This window comes from Larkinella humicola, from assembly GCF_008727875.1.
In the GTDB taxonomy this organism is placed as follows: Bacteria; Bacteroidota; Bacteroidia; order Cytophagales; family Spirosomataceae; genus Larkinella; species Larkinella humicola.
The window spans coordinates 415504-431596 of the sequence record NZ_VTWS01000005.1; the positions used below are offsets into that span (position 1 = coordinate 415504).

14 protein-coding genes are annotated in these 16093 nt (G+C 52.9%); 7 read left to right on the forward strand and 7 right to left on the reverse strand.

Annotated features, from left to right (window positions below; all coding sequences use genetic code 11):
• Nucleotides 1-29: 29 nt before the first annotated feature.
• The 3 genes from F0P93_RS20580 to F0P93_RS20590 form a co-directional block, all read right to left on the reverse strand.
• Complete coding sequence (locus F0P93_RS20580) at nucleotides 30-1625, reverse strand: SUMF1/EgtB/PvdO family nonheme iron enzyme (RefSeq protein ID WP_150879430.1); 1596 nt, start codon at nucleotides 1623-1625, stop codon at nucleotides 30-32.
• 111 nt (nucleotides 1626-1736) lie between these two features.
• Nucleotides 1737-1994, reverse strand: coding sequence for a hypothetical protein (locus F0P93_RS20585; protein WP_150879431.1), 258 nt, complete (start codon nucleotides 1992-1994; stop codon nucleotides 1737-1739).
• Nucleotides 1995-2018: 24 nt separating this feature from the next.
• A complete protein-coding gene (locus F0P93_RS20590; RefSeq protein ID WP_150879432.1) occupies nucleotides 2019-2480 on the reverse strand; it encodes a hypothetical protein in 462 nt (153 codons plus the stop codon).
• A gap of 252 nt (nucleotides 2481-2732) precedes the next feature.
• Between F0P93_RS20590 and F0P93_RS20595 the strand changes: the two genes are divergently transcribed.
• Entirely contained in the window at nucleotides 2733-4706 is a 1974-nt protein-coding gene (locus F0P93_RS20595; protein ID WP_150879433.1) for a sensor histidine kinase, read from the forward strand.
• Nucleotides 4707-4727: 21 nt separating this feature from the next.
• Here F0P93_RS20595 and F0P93_RS20600 read toward each other — a convergent pair whose 3' ends face one another.
• The gene (locus F0P93_RS20600) at nucleotides 4728-6191 is read right to left on the reverse strand and encodes a hypothetical protein (protein ID WP_150879434.1); all 1464 of its coding nucleotides are present in this window, start codon (nucleotides 6189-6191) and stop codon (nucleotides 4728-4730) included.
• A 109-nt stretch (nucleotides 6192-6300) separates the two neighbouring features.
• Nucleotides 6301-6957 carry a LuxR C-terminal-related transcriptional regulator gene (locus tag F0P93_RS20605; RefSeq protein ID WP_150879435.1) on the reverse strand — a complete coding sequence of 219 codons (657 nt, stop codon included), beginning with the start codon at nucleotides 6955-6957 and terminating at the stop codon, nucleotides 6301-6303.
• A gap of 99 nt (nucleotides 6958-7056) precedes the next feature.
• On the opposite strand from F0P93_RS20605, the gene F0P93_RS20610 reads away from it, so the two are divergent.
• The 5 genes from F0P93_RS20610 to F0P93_RS20630 all read left to right on the forward strand — a co-directional run bounded on the left by F0P93_RS20610 (nucleotide 7057) and on the right by F0P93_RS20630 (nucleotide 13566).
• Nucleotides 7057-7665 (forward strand): hypothetical protein, encoded by a 609-nt coding sequence (locus F0P93_RS20610; RefSeq protein ID WP_150879436.1) that lies wholly within the window; start codon nucleotides 7057-7059, stop codon nucleotides 7663-7665.
• A 90-nt stretch (nucleotides 7666-7755) separates the two neighbouring features.
• Nucleotides 7756-8421, forward strand: a complete 666-nt coding sequence (locus tag F0P93_RS20615; RefSeq protein ID WP_150879437.1) for an RNA polymerase sigma factor — start codon at nucleotides 7756-7758, stop codon at nucleotides 8419-8421.
• Nucleotides 8409-9248 carry an anti-sigma factor family protein gene (locus F0P93_RS20620; RefSeq protein ID WP_150879438.1) on the forward strand — a complete coding sequence of 280 codons (840 nt, stop codon included), beginning with the start codon at nucleotides 8409-8411 and terminating at the stop codon, nucleotides 9246-9248. Before F0P93_RS20615 ends, F0P93_RS20620 begins: the two co-directional genes overlap by 13 nt.
• 13 nt (nucleotides 9249-9261) lie before the next feature.
• Nucleotides 9262-12066, forward strand: a complete 2805-nt coding sequence (locus F0P93_RS20625) for a caspase family protein (protein WP_150879439.1) — start codon at nucleotides 9262-9264, stop codon at nucleotides 12064-12066.
• Between the two features lie 12 nt (nucleotides 12067-12078).
• Nucleotides 12079-13566 carry a C1 family peptidase gene (locus tag F0P93_RS20630; protein ID WP_150879440.1) on the forward strand — a complete coding sequence of 496 codons (1488 nt, stop codon included), beginning with the start codon at nucleotides 12079-12081 and terminating at the stop codon, nucleotides 13564-13566.
• Between the two features lie 27 nt (nucleotides 13567-13593).
• Here the strand turns inward: F0P93_RS20630 and F0P93_RS20635 are convergent, their stop codons facing one another.
• On the reverse strand, nucleotides 13594-14490 hold the full coding sequence (locus F0P93_RS20635) for a hypothetical protein (protein WP_150879441.1): 897 nt from the start codon (nucleotides 14488-14490) through the stop codon (nucleotides 13594-13596).
• A gap of 67 nt (nucleotides 14491-14557) precedes the next feature.
• The gene (locus F0P93_RS20640; RefSeq protein ID WP_150879442.1) at nucleotides 14558-15340 is read right to left on the reverse strand and encodes a hypothetical protein; all 783 of its coding nucleotides are present in this window, start codon (nucleotides 15338-15340) and stop codon (nucleotides 14558-14560) included.
• A gap of 279 nt (nucleotides 15341-15619) precedes the next feature.
• On the opposite strand from F0P93_RS20640, the gene F0P93_RS20645 reads away from it, so the two are divergent.
• Nucleotides 15620-16093 carry a hypothetical protein gene (locus F0P93_RS20645; protein ID WP_150879443.1) on the forward strand — a complete coding sequence of 158 codons (474 nt, stop codon included), beginning with the start codon at nucleotides 15620-15622 and terminating at the stop codon, nucleotides 16091-16093.

Sequence of the window (16093 nt, forward strand, 5' to 3'; positions counted from 1 at the left end):
TTTTTGGTATGCCGGGCTGTCTCCCCAGTTTACGGAACAGACACGACTCGGAAGCCATGGTGGCAACTGCTTAAATTGGGCGGGGCAAAGAAGCGATGCGCTACTCTGGCTGAACGTGGATCATAGGCATTGTCGCCATAGCTACCGCCACGTAGTATGCGGACAGACCCCGTAGTCGAACCTGTTGGGTTATTGTCGGGACTGCTGGCGTAGTAGTCTCTTTCATAAAAATCACTGCACCATTCGTCTACATTCCAACTCATATCATATAGACCCAATTCATTGGCCTTCATTAGACCCACGGCGCGAGTGGCTTGCTTGGCTTTATCGATGGTAATCCAACCCACCTCCTTAAATTCATTGCTACCAGCGTAGAGAGTTCCGCGACTTTGCTGACCACCCCGGGCCGCATATTCCCATTCGGCCTCGGTCGGTAACCGATAGGTTCTGCCCGTCTTGAGCGTCAGCCATTCGCAATAGGCCACCGCATCGTTCCAACTCACGTGAATGACCGGATGGTTATATTCCGAACGAGGACGAATTTTTCCCTCCGCATCGCATCGCCAATTCACTCCGGGTTTAAGTTTACCATCATTAATATAGCTTCCCTCACCTTTCTCGGCGTCTGTCTTGTGTTCGGTCGCTTCGACAAAGCGTTCAAACTCGGCCACGGTCGTTTCAAACTTCGCCATCCGAAAACTACTGAGCGTCACACGGTGAATGGGTTTCTCCCAATCATTTGTATTGTTCCCCATCAAAAAACTTCCTTCGGCTACGCTCACCATCGCAATTGGTTCTAAGTCCACGACCGGTTTGGCAGGCTCTTGCTGCCTGGCGAGTGTTGTCGGGCTCTCAGTCCGTTTAAAATAAAAATCATCCGTAATAAAACCGGCCTGATAGGGAGTTTGGCGGGTGTTTTTCACTTTCACCGCCCGGGCGGTATTTTTAAAAATACTGATCAGCTCCAGATTGGGTTGACGCAGTTGCTTGAGCAATTCCTGCGTAAAGAGACCGTTCCGCTGCCCCGCGTTTTCGCTGGCTGTCTGGCCGGGCGAGGCCGCAAAAAAGGCAATCGTGCCGCTGGGCGCATTGACGGCTCCCAGGCCGGAAGCCGTATTCCGATCCCACCCCCGGAAGGGATTGTTCCGGCACGCGTCAACCAGCAGAATATTGGTATGGCTATTGGCCTCCTTCATGCTGCTCATCACGTCGTTGAGGCAGAGGGATTTTCGCTTGGCCAGGGTTTCATTCAGATCGCTTCGCACCTCGACCGACATGAGATAATTCAGGTTGTCGCCAGCTTCAAAACCGTGTCCGGCAAAATAAAACAGGCCCACCTCGTAATTTTTCAGCCGCTGGGTAAACCCGGACACCACGGTTTCCAGTTCGGTTTGGTTGAGGTTCAGTTTGAGGATCACCTCAAAGCCCAACTGCCGCAGTGTGGCGGCCATGTCCTGGGCGTCGTTGGCGGCATTGGGGAGTGCCTGTCCGGGGTAAGTAGAGTTGCCAATCACCAGAGCCAGGCGACCCTTTTGCGGTTGGCTAGTACTTGCAATGGGCTTAAATGCCCGTTGGGCTTGCAAGGAAGAAAAACTCCACAAAAACAGGAATAGAAAGTATTTCATTGGTGGGTCTGATAACGAATTTTGATCCTAAAAATAGCCATTTCAAACATAATCCTTAAGAGTCACAAACAAAGTAAAAATCGACGTTGCCTAGTGCATTAGCTCTCTTATTTACCAGGACTCATAGGGCCAATTAGGATTATATTTTGCCGTGTATTCATCAACGACGATTTTAAGACGTTGCTGGAGTTGAATAAGGTCATAATTCGGATCGTAATCGACGGATACCCAATCATCGCCCCCGATGTAAGCACCTGTAACACCTTCGACTTTTTCGATTTCATCGAGTATTCCTTCAGAGAATTTTACCCAAAAACCAGTGTGTAATGCAAAAGAATGATACTTAGCGGAAGAGTTGTGAATGCTCATGCTTATTTTTTTGAAAGAAACCTATTAATTCCCTTTGCTCAGTTCATCAGCCGCCACGTTGATCAGGGTGCCAATCATCAGCCCCTGCAAATCGTGGCCCAGCGCACAGTCGTTCACGCGCTCCATTTTAAACTGGGGCTGGGTGCCATCGTCGTTGACGTAGAGATACCCCCGGGCTTCCACCTGGCACTCGTCGCAAATCCAGCACCCCCGCCCCACCCAGGTCGAGGTCATGTCGATGGTGTAGCGACGGGTGTTCGGGTCGTAATTCCACTGGTGGGTGATGCCCTGGTAATCGCGGCCCGTATTCGGGTAATACTGGTTCATGAGCAGACCGGCATACTGGCCGACGAACGCATTGGCTTCCTGATAACTGCCCTGATAAACCGGTTCTCGTGTCGTGTTGCAGGAGAACAGTGTAAGCAGACCGGCGACACAGGCGACCGTGATTCCGGTCCGATTGCGAAAGGTGACAAATGACTTCATACCGAAAAATAGTTTATGGTTTTCCGCCCCGTCCGAAGCGTTTGACCATCTATTCTGTCTACGGTTTCAAGGTTATCGGTTCCATTAATTTTTTTTTAACTACGGGAAAAGCTTCCTTTCAAAAAATACCCACTTTCTGCTATTTGTACTCAAGCCTGCCATGATTTTACAGCATTTAGTTGGAGGGAATGGGTAATTCTGCGTAAACTTCTGGCATTCAAAGACGTAGAATCCTCTTTTCAGCCTGATCGTATGCCTTTCCGGTTTCTTCTGCTCGTCCTCGTTATCAGCATTCGTGCGGCAGACGTCTACGCCAGCCTTCCGGTTCTGCTGTCGGCATCGCAACCGAAATACAGCCTGGGACGGCGGGTGGATTTTCTGGCCGACACCCTGGATCATCTGACGATCAACGATGTATGCAAACCCGCACTGGCCCGCCTTTTTCAACCCAGTTTGCAGGAAACCCCCAACCTGGTTTTTGCCAACAGCAGCTACTGGTTCCACTTTCAGCTTTTGAATCAGGACGTTCGGCCGGAAAGCCGCTACCTGTTCGAAGTCGGCTTTGGTAACATCAGGGAAATCGATCTCTACCTAATCGACCGCAACGGCAAAATAACCCGCTTCCGGGCGGGCGATGCCCTGGGGCGCAACAGCCGACCGATTTCGTCGAATACCTACGTCTTTCCGCTGCCGCTCCGGCCCGGAGAACCGTATAGCGTTTATGTCCACATCGACAACCGCCAGCTTCACAGCTACTTCCCGCTCATCATCTGGGAAGAAAAGGGATTTCAGGCCCATGCCCAGGTGGCTACCCTGCTGTGGGGCTTTTACTGGGGAACGTTGTGTCTGATGCTGCTGTATCACCTCGTCATCTGGCTCTTTACCCGGATTATCAGCTACCTCTACCTGGCGTTTTACCTGCTTTCCTACCTGTTTTACGAAGCCTGCCGGGGGAGTAACATCGGCATCCGCTACCTCTGGCCCAACTCGACCTGGCTGGCCGAACACGGTCTGGGGTTGTTTTCGCTGGGCGTGTTTTTTACGTTTATCGTTTTTTATTCCCGGGCGCTGAACCTGCGGCAAACGACTCCCCGCCTGTATTTCACCCTCTGGATTCTGTGTGGCCTGAGCGTGATCCTGGTCGGGATCAATCTGCTCGAATTGCTGCCGTTGTCACTCCAGTTTGTGGCCCTGATGAGTTCCTGTCCGCTGGTCATCGGCATGTTTGTAGCCGGGGTGCTGACGTGGCGGCAGGGGCAGACATCCTCGAAATTTTATGTCATTGCTTCCATGTGTTACTCCCTCGGTTTTGCGCTCTTTGTGCTCAACCGGGTCGGCATCATTCCCGGAACCGGTCTTCTGATTCACTATTCCCAGAACATTGGTTCGCTGCTGGAATTTACGTTCATGTCGGTGGGGCTGGCCGACTACATCCGGAATGAACGACGGTCGGTCCGGCAGATGAAACGCCAACGCGAAATCGCCGAACTGGCCGCTTACGAACAGGAGATTCGCAAAAAAATAGAAATGGAAGAAGCCCTCATTGCCGGACAGATTCAGGAACGGCGCCGGGTGGCCGACGAATTACACGACCAGTTGGGCAGCGTCCTGTTTAGCATCCGCACCCGCCTGAGCGAACTCAATAACCCTGACAAACAGCCCATTATCGACCGTTCGGCCCTGCATTCGCTGCTGCAATCCGTACAGGACGCCTACGACGGCATCCGGCTGATCGCCCATAATTTCTGGCCCGACGAACTCGACGAACGCGGGCTGGGCAGCAGCCTGCAACAACTGACCAACAGCCTGAACCGGGCCGGCAAAACCAGCTTTGTTCTCCAGTTGAGTGGTATGGAAGAGCAACTGAACCGGATTGCCAAGTTTCATCTCTACTGCGTTTGCCTCGAACTGGTCACCAACATTCTGAAACATGCCCAGGCCAGTGAAGCCACCATCCGGTTTATGGTCGACGAAAACCGGAAGTTCCTGAAACTGAGCGTCCGTGACGACGGTTTGGGCTTCGATCCGGAACAGTTTCCACAGGGAAAAGGACTGCGAAGCATCAACGAACGGGCGGGATTGATGAGCGGCACCATCAACGTATCGAACCTGCCGGACGGCGGAGGCACCTGGGTGCAGATTCGGATTCCGTTGATCGAGATCAATCTGCCAAAACCGCCCATCCATCAACAACTCAACGAGCCGTTGGTGAGTCCAGCCCGTTGAGTTGCCCTGATTTTTAGCTTATTACCCAAAAATCAGCGAGGCCGTTTTGGTGATCACTTTTCCATCGGGAAGTGTCACGGTCAACTTGATTTCGTCCTGAATACCGGACGTTTTGGCACCCGGTATGGTCAGACTGAAATTGAAAGCCCCGTTGGCATCCAGCGAATAAACCACCGTTGATACTTCATCCGTATACGAATCGGTTCCTACCACACGGAGCGACACCCGGGCATTGACCGGAACGCAATGGATGGACGCACGCGCCACATACGACTGTTGGGCCACGGGCCGGTCGGGTGAGAGTGCCAGCGGCTGCACCTTCAGTTCGGCGCCCAGTTCGACGGACAAATCCGGGTACGATGCTTTTCCATCGATTGGATCGGTGAGTCTGGAATACCTGGGTTCACCCCCGGAAGTCGGTACAGCTTTGGCAATGAAGAGCACATTACCGGTCCAGTAGTTCTTCTTTTCATCCTCAAAATTGGCTTTGCAGAGTTCGCCCTCCGGCGTAATGACCTCACACAATTTTCCCAATCCCTTATCCAGTACAAACCCGCCAATCAGCGTCCAGGGCGTAGCCTTCGGCGCTTTTGAGCCTACTTTCCGCAGCGCTTTGGTCACTTTATTGCACAAAATTTTGTCGAAAACCTTGCCGACGCCTTTGCAAATATCCTGATTCGACAGATTTACCTCGGCGCTCACGTCCGTCGGCAGAATCACACTATACATCCCTTTGGTCACCCGATGAGCCCGAAATTCGCCAACCCGGTTGCCTTTACTGGCCGGGCTTTTATACATGATGATCGATACGAATTCCGCATCGGACGGTAAGCCTCCGCAATTGGTCAGGTTGATGGTAACTTCCTGCTGTCCGGCGGCTTTTCGCGCACCCGACGGAATAGAAACGGCGTCGTTGGCAAACTCCTGCCGGAGTCGCAGCGGCTGGTTGTTGCGAACCGAAGTACCGCTGCCTGCCCGAAAAACCGGATTGATCGCCGGGGCCGCCAGCCGCCCTCCGGTGATTTCCTCATCCAGATCGATTTCGGTATTCACCTGATTCTCCCCATCGGCCGAAATGTAGGTTACCGTCGCCCGGCTTTCCGTCTGCCATTTCAGCGCGATTTTAGAGCCATCCTGACCGAGAATGATTTTCAGCCTCGATTGCTCATCGAGCAGCAAATACGTCGCATCCTTCGAACCGGGGTCCATCTGGTGAACCAGAATGGTGAGTTGCTGGGTTACACCGGCGGCATTTTTCGTGCCGTACAGTTCCAGAATCCCGTCGGCTTTGTTGTCGATGCGGGCCACGAGCGGGTTATTCGGGGAAGTGAACAGCGTGATGGGTGAATGGGAAACCGGAGCCGGGTCCGTTTCTTTTTTACAGGCACCGGTCATCAGAACCAGAAAACCGGCCAGGGTCAGCGGGCCGAACACGAATCGGCGGACGGCGACCGGCAAGCGAAAAAATGTACCAGAGAAGTTCATAGAGCTGGGAATGTTGGGTTGGAACGCCCGGTTTGGTCCGGGAACACCCATCTATGACCCGCTCAGGGGGGAGGTTATCAGGCGAAAAAAAGATTTTCGCTACCCGGTTTTACACCAGCCCGTTCCGAATGGCAAAGTTGGCCAGTCCGACAATGCTCTTCACTTTCAGTTTCTGGATCATATTCCGGCGGTGCGTATCCACGGTCGCTTCGCTGATGTTCAACTTATCGGCAATTTCGGCGGTGGTAAACTCCTGGGCGATCAGCCGCAGCACTTCAATTTCCCGGGCCGTGAGCTGGCGGATTTGCTCGGGTTGTTTTTCTTCCTGCGAATCGACAAACGTTCGCAATACTTCCTGGCTCATATAAGGCCGGTCGTCGCGAATCACCTCATAAATGGCTTTCCGAACCAGATCGACGTCCTGGCTTTTGAACAGATACCCGGATACGCCCAGCCGAATGGCGGCATGAATGTCTTTGGGGTCTTCGGACATGCTCAGAATAATAACCCGGGTTCGGGGCGACACGGATCGTAGCTGCACCACAAATTCCAGCCCGCTGATTCCCCGGCGCATGCGCAAATCGGCCACGACCACATCGACCAGCGGTTCTTTGCCCGTTCCATTTTTAAAAAACTGCAGGGCCTCCTCGCCATTGGTAAACACCTCTTCGATTTCAATTTGCGGGTCGTCACGGAGTAAACTCAGCAGACCGTCGATCACCACTTTATGGTCGTCGAGGAGTAGCACTTTGATTTTGCCTTTCACGATAGGGAGGAATAGTAGACCGTCAAAATTAGTCAAACGAGATGATAACTTCTTGTCATAACCGCAATAGATGGATGAAAAATCAAACCATCTGCGATCATGTTACAGACATTTTTGCTTCAAAGCACAACGGATCTTCACCGGTTTATCGACACGTATCGTCAACGCAGTCAAGGAATTAGAGTTGACCCGGAATTCCTGAAACACACCACCGTGCGGGTCTTTCAGGATAGCGATCAACCCGGGGAATGGACGGCCGGTTATTTTGTCAACGCCCGCCCACCGCATCGGTATTTCGATGTGCTGCCGGCCGCGATCAAAGCCCAGATGCTGGAAGACAGCCAAATTCGGGAAGAAGACGTGGCCGAAATCGGCGCCATCTGGATGGACGTCAAAGCCCTCGGACGGCTCGGGCGCTGGCAGGTGTATCTGTTCATGCTGGCCGATGCCTACGCCACCAACCAACCCTTCATCGTCGGCGGAACCGTTCACGCCCAGATCCGGGACTTTCAGATGCAGGTGGTCAAACACCCGCTGTTTGAGGGCGAGGTGGAACTGGCGGGTCAGGTGCAGCGGATTTGGGAATACTACGCCAACCGCGAAGAAATGTGGTTCGACTTCCTCAATTTCACCGTCCCGGAAATGCGTCGGCATGTCTCGCGCGACACCATAAGCCTTCGTCCGGCACCGTATCGCCAAAGTGCCTGATCTGAAAATTTAATTAACTACAAATGGTCAGATGGAGAGATTTTAGTAGTTTTAACTGCTACTTGACCTCCATCTTTCCTGTTTGTATGTATGTTTAAATTTCTACAGAAATCTTCCTCCTCTGCCCCTACTAACCCCTGCCTTCACCTTGAAAATAATCCCGATCTGTTTTGCCAGGCACTGGTTCATGAAGATCCGCGCAACGAAACGGCCTGGATGTGTCTGACGAAACGTTTGTATAAGTTTTTCTTTAACTATGCCCAGAAATTCGGCACCAGTGAAGACGATATTCAGGATTTGATTCAGGATACGCTGGTCCAGTTTATGGACGATATTTATTCCGGAAAATTTATTTGCCGGGGCTATAAACCCATCAGTTATGTCGGTCGGATCTGTATTAATAAATGGCGGGGCTGGTGGAAAAAATACAAAAAAGAAATGTCCCTCAAAGTCGATTGGGATTCGCTTTTCCGGGAATTTGACGACCGGCCGCTGGGGTCCGAACCCGCCACGGATGAGGCTGCCGAAGAAGACGATTGCCTTCGGATTGCCGCCCGCAAAGCCTATGAAAAACTAACGCCCGTTCAGCAGAAACTGATGTGGGAGCATTATGTCAATGGAATGAAATTGAATGACTTTGAAACAATGGAAGAAAAATCAGATGGATACGGAAAGTTACTCCATCACCGCGCTAAAAAAGAATTCGTCAGACTGTTCAAACACTACCTTTCCGATTGTCAATCATGGAAGAACTGACGGATCAACAGCACGACGATCTAGCGGCTTATCTGTCCGACCAGATGACGCCCGGCGAAAAAACCGCCTTTGAAGAACAACTCCGCCAGAATGAAGCCCTGCAACGGGAACTGCAAGTCCAGCAGCGGGTTCGGCGGGGCATGAGGCTCCTGTCTTTCGAGCAGGAAGCCGCGGCCTTCTACGCCAAAGCAAAGGAGGAACTGGCCACGGAAAAAACCGCCCAACCCGCCGAGGTGACCGTCCGCCCGCTCTGGCAACGCCCCGCCGTCTGGCTGGCCGCAGCCACGGTGCTGCTGACCCTTGGGCTGTTCTGGCGACTCTACAAAACCGACGGTTTGGACGGCCCGGAAACGCCGGTTGCCCAAAAAGACACCACCGCTACGCAACCCCGGCCCGCCGACACGGTTCGGTCACTGCCCCCACCGCCGACGCCCGCTCCCCCCGCTGATCCGGGTCTGCTGCTGGCCGACGCCCTTTTCAAACCCACGCCCAAAGCCGCCCCGCTGCCCATCGAACCGCCCGATGAAACCGATGCCGCCGGTACGGCCGACTCAGCCGCCGTGGCGCAGGACTCGCTGGCCGTTTGGCATGGTGCCCGGCTGCTGCAGCAACGGCAACTCCGCGAGGCCATCCCGATTTTGCAGAAAACCGTGTTGGAAGGCTATCCCGGCCACTGGCGGGCGTGTGCCGAGTGGTACCTCAGTCTGGCGTATTTACGCAACCGGCAGCGCCGGGAAGCCCGATCGATTCTGACGCGCATTGCCCGAACGGATGGGCACCCGTATCAGGAAGAAGCCCGAAAACTACGCAGCCGTTTAAACGAATAACCCGTTCCCTGCCATGAAAAGGTTCTTTTGGTTGATCAGCCTGCTGGCGCTGCCCGGTTTGGCTCAGGTCACGGATTTGTCCAAATCTCCGCTGGCGGGGCATGTAGGCACGATTTCATCGACTGCCTATAACCCGGATGGCAGTTTAGTTGCTTCGGGCGGATACGACAATACCATTAAACTCTGGGATTTCAAAAGCGGGAAGGTAGTCAAAACCTTAACGGGACATAGCGGTATCGTTTATGCCATCCGGTTCTACAAAAATGGAAAATTTTTGGTATCTGGTTCGAGCGATAAAACGCTTAAAATATGGGATTGGCAGAGCGGAAAAATGATCAAAAGCATACCCAGCGATGTTGACCCCTATTTTGTCGAACTTGTTGATAACGACCGCCTGATCATTTCAGTCTCCTGGGAGGAAAATGCCATCAAACTGATTGACGCCCAAACCGGGAAATTGGTTCGAACCCTCTTTACGCATTTACTATTTGGTTCGGGAAGCGGCAGTGTCAGTTCGATCAGCTATGATTCCAGTACGAATCGACTGGCGCTCGGCATTAGCAATAATACGGTCGGAATCATCGATTTGAAAACGGGCAAGGCCATCCGCTCGTTTAACCCAAAAGAAGACAGTTATTATCCAGTCGAATCCGTTTCATTCAGTGAGGACGGAAAAAAGATAGCTTCTGCGCACGACAACGTGGTAAAAATCTGGGATGTCAACACCGGGAAACTCCTGAGATCCTTTATCAATTCCAGTAAAAATATTGAAACCCTCCAGTTTGCGAACAGTGACCATTCCATCCTTTGTGGCAGTCGTGAGGATACCGTAAACGTTTGGGATGCCACTACCGGCCTCCTGCAGCATGCCCTCCCTTTACAAGTATCATTCCCCACGCACACACTGACCCTCAATTCGGACCGAACCCAGGCCATCGCTTCAGACACCGGTAGCACAGAGAGCCTGGTCGCCTGGGACATTAAATCCGGCAAAACCCTGCAAAACTTTCGCGGCCTTAATCCATTGATTTCTAAAACTTTTTCAGGGGATTTCGATCTGGAAAGAAACCGAATCGCGTTGGGAATTTCAGCCGGTAAGGTTGGAATTTGGAACCCCTCAACCGGAGACTTTTCTCAACTGTTGGAAGACAAAGCCGATGATCGGTTTGAAACCCGTTCGACCCATTTCAGCCCCGACGGAACGCTCCTGGCAGCAGCAGCACTGGATACCATTCGCATCTGGAACCTTGAAACCGGGAAGGCCTGGCAACTCCCGACGGGAGCAGGAATCATTAATGCCGTTCGTTTTTCGAAAGATGGCTCCCACCTCATTTCTGAACTTGATAACCGCCGGTTTCAAATTCTAACGCTTCGTTCCCGCAGCAAATTTGGTCCCCTCTTCACATCCACGTATCAATCTCCTGATCTTCCTCAAATCAGAGCCATCGGTGTGGGAAACAACCCTGGCGAACTTGTGCTGGCAACGGGCGACAATACCCTCCGTTTATGGAATACGGCCGAAAACAAAGCCACGGCAACGGTTCCTGTCAACCGGTTTATCTGCAACATCACCTATACTCCCAACGACCGCTACGTGGTGGTTCAAGGTTTCGACAACCTGATCGAAATTCGCGATGCCAAAACCCTGAAGCTGATTCAAACGCTCGACCAGGTCGGTTTCTTTACGGATGCGAACTTTAAAGCACCCCAAACACCCGACGGTCTCTACGAAATTTATCCCTATTTCCGGTCGGTTTTCCTGAAAAAAGTGGCCGGGCAACCCGTGGTGGCCGCTCCACCCAAAACCGCTCTGCCCCCGACGATTACCTGGGAACTGCCGACCCGCTCGGACGAAACCGTGGCCAACAATGCCTACGGGGTGAAGGCCTGTATCACCGGCGACGGCATAACCGCCCACCAGCTCTACCTCAATGGCGAACCGGTCAGCCTCCGGGGTTTCAAACGGCTCGGCTGCCCCCTGGGCATCGACCAGGTGATTACGCTCCGCATCGGGCCAAACGAGTTGTATCTCACAGCCACCACGGCGGCCGGCACCGTTTCGTCCGAACGCCGGTATATTACCTACCAGCCGCCTGCGCCGTCGCCCCTGACGGTGCAAACCGCTCCGCAACAAAAGCGGCTGGCGCTGGTGATCGGAAATGCCCGGTATCAACACGCCGGGTCGCTTGCCAATCCGGTCAACGACGCGCTGGCCCTGAAAGCGGTTCTGGAAGAATGCGGTTTTACGGTGCTTTATTACGCTGATCTCGACAAAAAAGGCATGATTACCGCCTTTCAGGAATTTGGCCTGAAGCTCAAGGCGTACAATGTCGGGCTGGTATTTTACGCCGGTCACGGACTGAGCATTCGGGGGATGAATTACTTTTTGCCCACCGACGCCAATCCGCAAAGCGAGGATGAGGTGGAGTTTGAGGGCATTCCGACCACCCGGCTCGTCCGCAAGATGGAAGAAGCCAACCGCCTGACCAACATCATCCTGTTCGATGCCTGCCGCGACAATCCGTTTGCCCGCACCTGGGGCCGGGCCCTCGGTGAATCGGGCGGTTTTGCCCTGCTGCCTCCGCCCAAGGGCACGCTGATTGCCTACGCGGCCTCGGATGGCGAACCCGCCCGCGACCGGGCCAAAACCGGCACCAATAGCCCGTTTACCAAAGCCCTCGTCAAATACATCCGCCAGGGCGGGCTGTCGCTGTCCCAGATTTTGCAACGGGTTCGAACCGATGTCGAGAATGAAACGGCCGAACGCCAGACGACGCAGGATGTGAACATGATGCGCGATGATTTTTATTTCCGATAACCCCTTCTGTCCATGAAACGGCTCACTTTTCTGTTCTGCCTGCTGCTAACGCGGCCCCTTTTTGCTCAGGATGCGTTTAATTACGGACTCATCATGGACGATGACAGCTACCTCCGGATTCCGGCCAAACCGCCGGTTATCCGGAAGTTCGGGCTACAGCAACTCCCGGCGCGGGTATCCTACGAAGCCTATTGCCCCCAACCCCTCGACCAGGGGAAACACGGTACCTGTCTAGCCTTTGCTTTGGGCTACTACCTCCGCACCATCATGGAAGCCCGGCGGCTCAACACTACCAATCGGGTGGAAATCAACAAGCTGGCGTTTTCGCCGACCTATCTCTACGAAGAAGCCAAGCTCAGGAACGATCCGTATTGTCAGAATGGATTGCGAATCGATTCGGCGACGAACGTCATTCAGCACAAGGGCATTATCCCGTTCAGTTACCTGGGCTATCCCGCTTGCAGTCAGGCCGATATACAAAAATTCAGAACACTGGCGATGCGCTACCGGGTGGCCGAATCGCAGCGGTTTCTGCGGCTGGACGATCCCGTCAGTGAAAAAGTGTCCAAGCTGAAAAATGTGCTGGCGGAGGGTTTGCCGGTGGTGGTCAGCATTCTGATGACGCCCTCTTTCGACCAGTTGAATCAGGAGGTCTGGCAACCGGGTCAGGAGGATCTGACGTTGCTGGCGAACAAACAGAAGCAGTTGCAAACCAAAGGCCAGTCGGGCATGGGCCACGCGCTGTGCATTCTGGGCTACGACGATGAGCAGTTTGGCGGAGCGTTCCGGATCGTCAACAGCCGGGGGCCGGGCTGGGGCAAACAGGGCTTCTGCTGGATTCGGTACGCCGATCTGGCGACGTTCACCCGCTACGGTGTGCAACTCTACCCGCCGATGCAGCAACTGGCGACCTACCAGATTGGCGGCTTCAAGGCGGCTGTGCAATTTGAGCAGAAGGGAATGGGCGAAATGGGGCTTCACATCGACGAAGCCGCTTCGAAAACCGCCGGGATGCTGGTTTACCGCATGAACAAACCCAATGTGTCGGGCGACGAATTCAAGTTTCTGATCAACAACGACCGGCAGGCCTACCTGTTTGCCTTCGGTACCGACGAACGACCCAATTCCGATTTGACCCGGCTTTTTCCGTACAGCGAAAAACGGCCGGACGGGAAGCTGGTGGATTACAGTCCGTTGCTCGGCGCCAACACCACCGTGGCTTACCCACCCACCAACACCATTGAGCTGGATAACAACACCGGGACGGATTATTTTTTGTTGCTGTTCGCGAATCGACCCGTCGACAGCGGCCGCATGAACCGAACGCTGCGGAGTGCGCAGGGGGGGCGATTGCTCGACCGGCTTCAGAAAACCCTGAGCGCGGAGAGCCTGATCGATTTCACCAAAATCCGGTATGAGCCGAACCGGATCGCGTTTCAGGTGGAAGGCCAGGCCACCGGGAGTGTCGTGCCGGTGGTGGTGCTCATCGACCACCGTTGAGAAACGATCAATCGGTTTTCAGGTGAATCAGCGGGTCAGATTTGCATTCGGCATGGGCCGGTAGAATTCAGCAGGAAACCGTTTTCCATACAATTCGTGCGGCAGCATATCCAGAACGACGTGGAGATGATCCGCCGTCGTTTTGTCCTGCGAAAGAAAATAGCCAAAATCGAACGTTCCTTTTTTTGACGTCGAGTTGTCCAGCGTATGGGCATTATCTTCAAAATAAGCACACTGGCAGCCTTTGTACCGCCCTTTTCCGCGAAACGTGTCCGGATGGTGGTAGAAGAACCCCGTTGCTTCCCGCTTCCACTCGTTTGTTTCCGACTCTGGCGGCATCCTGACCGGGCAGTAGTTCAGCGTGTTCCGGTTGAAATGTGCATTCTTTTTGATCGCGTAGATGGTGATCAGAAACGACCCGTCATTGTTATCCGGATCGGTGTCGTTCAGTTCGAAAGTCAGAGGGCCCGTGGTGGGTGACAAAAAATGAACCCCCGGAATGTAATTGATACCCTGCGCCCGGACCATTCGACTGCCGTCAATTAAGTAATTCATCGTTCCCCCTGCAACCGGGTCATAGACGGCATCGACAAACCGAAACATCTCCTGACAGGGCGTAGTCCGATCACCAATCCGGCACACCAGCGCACCGTGGTAATAGTCCTTGTATTTGTTAAACCGGAGTGCCGCCAGGGCCGGTTTTCCGGTCGCGTCGGCAGCCCCCGTAAACGGCCCCAGATACACATCGCCGGAGACTTCGATGTAGACGTATTCGTCTTTTTCCACCACAAAACTGGTCGTCAGGGGCGTTTTCGAGTTTCCAGTATAGATGTAGCTCGTATGGCGGACAAACCCGGCAGGCAATTGCGCCCAGGCCGTAGTCGGCAACGTCAGAATCAGTAATGCATAGAGAATCGATTTCATGGGTGTCAGAGATTTATACATCCATCGATGTCCTAAGACCATGAAAGGTTATCTGCTCGCTTTACAATCATCGTAATTTGGGTGCTTTGGGGGCATTGGCACATTCTGATTGCCTTTCGACAGGGACAGAAGTTTGCGATTTGAGCATTCCATTATGATATATTTCAATTTGACATCTTCCACCACGCTTTACCACGTGTGGAACATCCGGCTCGAAACAGGTTATGCTATTGTCTCGTGCATGCACCAAATTATACCCTCCTTTTCCGTCGGTTACTTTATTATGTAATGTTTTACCCCTGCAATCAGTACCTATAATTTTTCCGGCAGCCGGAAAGACGACAACCGGTCCACAACTGCCAACCTTTTTGCCTTTATCGTACCCTCCTTTTCCATCGCAGACAACTTGATACCTGACCTCATTTACACACGTATCCCTTCCCGCAACAACGTCCCCCCGTTGACACACTTCTTTCTTCTTTACCGGAGCAGGAGAAAGAGACTTTCTGAACCAAAACCAATACACAAGTCCCGCAATCAGGAGCAGCAGGGCTGCCAGAATAGCCCACCGGTATTTACGATACCAAGGTCGCAAATCCGGATCTTTTTTAGTGGTTTCTTCAACGTGCGGTCTTGGCGGAGGAGGTGGTGGTGGCACCAGCTTCAACTGGCTTTTGCAAAGTGAACAGTAGTGATCATCAAAGCTGCTCAGAATTTCATTTTTGAAATCCGAAGGCTGCAAATATTCCGGCATCGACTTATACGGGCAATCCGTTCGTTTTCCACAGCCTTCCGGTACGGGCAAATAATAGGGGTTGTATTTCTGAGGTGGGGTAGACGGTGGCTGCATAGAAATATTTTCGGAATAAGATGATAACCTTCGTAGATAAGCGGCATAAATTAGCAAATCCCAGGAGCCGACGCGTCAATATTACACAATATGTCTAAAAGGTTGATGATCCATTTGTAAAATCATGAATCCCCTTAGAAAGAATCATGGAATATGGTATTGCGAATGACGATGTAACCACCCAATTTTAGCAGTTTTAAAAATTGATTTACCCCGGCTGATTATCCCTGATAAATTCCATCCTTTTCCAAGAACGTTGACTTAAAACGGAATCCATTTATGCCACAAGTTATCTGGGAGCAACCAACCCAAAACCCAAAAAAAGTAACCCTAACCTTTCCGCCCGTAAACCAGCAATTTGATTTGGTTCAGGAAGAAATTATCAACCAGTTGGCCGGCAGTGCCAGCAAATCCGTCCGAATCCACCTAGACGGTTCTCCGTACGAGGCCGATTTCACCAACCTGCAATCCGTTCCGCAAAAAGTGGGCATTCCGTTGAAAAAACCGGGTAGTGCGGCTCCGCTCATCAGTGGCGATGTCTGCACCATCGAGCAGAACGGCCAGTGGCTCAGCCTCGACGGCTGGCAGCCCAATCAGCAATACATCCGGCTGAAACGCCTAAACGGAACGCCCCCTCCCCCCCCACCCGACTACAAAAAATGTAACAACTGCCATACCCCGAACCGGCTGGATGCGGTCGTCTGCCGCCAGTGTGCCGGTACAACTTTCGAGATCATCTACAAAACCGTTTAA